At 51.5% G+C, this 3,169-nt stretch carries 3 protein-coding genes and 1 pseudogene; 3 read left to right on the top strand and 1 reads right to left on the bottom strand.

The window, feature by feature from the left end:
* A pseudogene (locus BAA01_03495) lies at positions 1-242 on the top strand (transposase).
* A 121-nt stretch (positions 243-363) separates the two neighbouring features.
* Here the strand turns inward: BAA01_03495 and BAA01_03490 are convergent.
* On the bottom strand, positions 364-894 hold the full coding sequence (locus BAA01_03490) for a hypothetical protein (protein ID OUM84284.1): 531 nt from the start codon (positions 892-894) through the stop codon (positions 364-366).
* A 131-nt stretch (positions 895-1,025) separates the two neighbouring features.
* Here BAA01_03490 and BAA01_03485 point away from each other — a divergent pair, with 131 nt between their 5' ends.
* Together BAA01_03485 and BAA01_03480 are read left to right on the top strand one after the other, a co-directional pair.
* A complete protein-coding gene (locus tag BAA01_03485; GenBank protein OUM84283.1) occupies positions 1,026-1,811 on the top strand; it encodes a dimethylmenaquinone methyltransferase in 786 nt (261 codons plus the stop codon).
* 40 nt (positions 1,812-1,851) lie between these two features.
* Positions 1,852-2,937 carry a hypothetical protein gene (locus tag BAA01_03480; GenBank protein OUM84282.1) on the top strand — a complete coding sequence of 362 codons (1,086 nt, stop codon included), beginning with the start codon at positions 1,852-1,854 and terminating at the stop codon, positions 2,935-2,937.
* Positions 2,938-3,169 lie beyond the last annotated feature (232 nt).

The raw sequence follows: 3,169 nt of genomic DNA, 5'->3' as shown, positions 1-3,169 counted from the left end.
CCAACGAGCTGGATTTGCTGATCAAAATGCTGGCTTACAACCTCTATGAGCGGTTCAAGCGGGACTATTGCGAACCCGTTCATTGGGGCTATACGATCGCCCGGTTTCGGCTGGAGTTCTTCCATTGTGCGGCGACGATCGTTCGGCACAGCCGGAAGCTCATCCTGAAACTGGCTCACGACTTTCCATACCGCCATGCGTGGAAGCGAATCGAAGCGCGGCTGGCGACCATGTCAGGTTAGAGATTCCCACAATTTTACATGGAAAACCAAAAGCCCCTTGCGGTGGGGGAGGGGGGAGGAATACCTTTCAACGCTGACGGGGAGTTGTCTGGCTGGGAACTTCCCTGTTATTTACAGGGTGTTATGCGCTAACATCTCGTGATTTTACCGAAACAATGGGCTTTCGAAATTTAGGATGAAATCTGTCACTGAAATCGGTTTTCTCGCGGCGGGACATGATGCCGAAATCCACGATTTCTTTCTCCACGTAGCTCGCGGCCTGAAGCGTTCCCGTTTCAATCACTTCAAGCTTCACTTTGGGAAACCTGGTAGAAAAAGCGCTTAACGTCTTCGGCAACAGGGACATGCACATGCTGGGAATGGCCACCAAGGACAAGTTTCCCTCCAGCATGGCGTGTTGGACTTGGGCGATGCTTTCAATTTCATCGATCTTCCGCAGCACTTCCCTCGCTTTTTCAATGATGCTTCTTCCGACCTCCGTCGGTTGGGCGCCGTTCCGGGAACGCTTGAAAATCTTCACCTTTAACCGGTCTTCCAAATGCTTGACGGACTGGCTCACCGCCGGCTGGGAAACATGCATGCGCTCGGCAGCCGTCGAAATGGAACCGCTGTCATTTATCTCCACAATATACTTCAGATGTTCCAGTTTCATATACCCCTCTCCTCCTTTATATTACATTTTACAATATTAATATTAGAACTTAATATTTTACATAATATTTTTCAATATGTTTAAATTGAGACAGCCCGACAGACATCACAGCTTCGAAAGGAGTATGCCGTATGAGCAGCACACTGGATTTGGAATATGAAGAGTATAAACAAGCGGGACGAATCTGGGGACTTGTACCAAAAGAAAGGATTAAAAAAATCAAATTTTCCCGGGTTTCCAAAGAAGTGATTAACCAGTTTCTTTCACTTCGAGATTTAACTTCCACAGTTTCGGACGTGCTTGACTCTCTGGGAATTTCAGGCGCCGTTCCCGCATCGTACCTCAAACCCATCGCCACGGGACAAAAAGTGGTTGGTCATGCCGTGACCATCAAGAACATCCCCGAACGGAAAACCCCCACGCAAGGGTATTACGACAAGGATTTCATCCGCATGTCCACCCGGGATATCTATTATCTTGCGGAACCGGGCGATGTGGTGGTGATCGATACGTTCGGAAATCTGGATATTTCCAGCATGGGCGGACAATCGGCCACTGTAGCCAAGTCGCGCGGGCTGGCAGGCAGCATCGTCAACGGCGCCGTCAGGGATGCGGACACCATCCGGAATATCAATTATCCGGTTTGGAGCTGCGGGATTACGCCAATTACCGGGAAATTCAGAATCGAAGCGATCGAATTGAACGGCCCGGTCAATCTGCACAACGTGGTGGTCCACCCAGGAGACCTGATCATCGCCGACGATTCCGGAGTTTGTGTGGTCCCCTTTGATCGTATTGAGGAAGTATTGAAAGCGGTTAAATCCATCATTGAAGAAGAAGAAGTCATGAGAAATCTGATCGAGAGTAACGCGCCGATTGAACAGCTGCGACCGCTGTACAGAAAACGTTACAGCTGACCATTGCCATAAAAAATCTTTTATATGAGGGGGCGGCAACATGAAAGTCGGCAAGAAGCGATTTATCGTCTTGGCGGTTGTCGGTCTTGTTTTTCTGCTTCTCGCCGCCTGCGGAGGCAATTCCCAGACCCAGCAGTCCGCCAGTCAAAGCAGCCCAAGCCCGTCTCCATCGGTGCAAAGCGGGAACAATCAGCCTGCATCGGAGGAGCCAAAACAGGAAGCTTCGGAGTGGAAACCGACGAAACCCATCACCTGGATTGTTCCGTCCAATCCGGGAGGCGGGCATGACAACAACGCCCGGACGTTGGCGAAGTACGTTGAGAAATATGCTGGTGTCACGGTGAACATCCTCAACGAATCGGGGGGCGGCGGCGTCGTTGCCTACAACAAACTGTTGCAAGCCGATCCGGACGGACACACCCTGCTCCAGGTTTCCACCTCCCTACTGACCGACCAATACCTGGTTCAGGGGGCGCAGTATAACCACGAATCGTTCAAAACCGTGGCGCAAATCGCTTTTGACCCCAACCATCTGTTCGTAAGAAACGACGGTCCGTTCAAGGACATGGATTTTGAACAATTCATCGAGTATGCGAAACAAAATCCGAATAAGGTTTCCATGGGCGTATCGGGAACGTGGGGCACCCAGGATTTCGTAAAATACAGCCTGGAAAAAGCAACCGGAATTCAGTTGCAGAGGGTCCCAATCAAGGGCGGCGCGCAAATCGTGCTCGCCGTACTGGCCGGCGATGTGGACAGCGGCGTGCTCTATCCCTCGGAAATCCGCGGCAACGTGGAGGCGGGAGAGCTGAAAGTGCTGGCCCACTCCGGTGCGGAGCGCCTGAGTTTCTGGCCGGAAGTTCCCACCTTCAAGGAAAAAGGAATCGACGTCCTTTTCGGCGCATTCCGCAATCTGGTGGTGCCGAAAGAAACCCCCGACGAAATCGTCCAGGGATTGTATCGCATCATCGAACAGGCGATGAACGATCCCGACCTGAAAAAAGATTACGAACAGATCGGCATCGGATACTCGCTGAAAAATCCGGAAGAAGCCACCCTGGATTTGCAGGTGCAGCACGACAACTACAAGAGAATCATTGACGAAAACAACCTGACACCGCAATAACGGAAAAAAGGGAGAGGGAGTCCCCTCCCTCTCCTCAGACTGAAGACAAACTCCCACGTGCAACCCATCGCAGCGGGCGCCGTGGGAGTTTTTTGTGCTTTCTTATGTACCTTCGCAGGAATATGAAACAATACCAACCGTGGCTATCCCCGGGCTGACCTGACCTCCATAGCCAGGTCGCCAGCTTTTTCAAATTCATCGCGGCAAATACAAGCATCGCCTGCATGGTGAC

The sequence above is a fragment of the Bacillus thermozeamaize genome, from assembly GCA_002159075.1.
In the GTDB taxonomy this organism is placed as follows: Bacteria; Bacillota; Bacilli; order ZCTH02-B2; family ZCTH02-B2; genus Bacillus_BB; species Bacillus_BB thermozeamaize.
The sequence above is the reverse complement of the archived record's forward strand: the minus strand, read 5'-3'. Positions and strand labels throughout refer to the sequence as shown.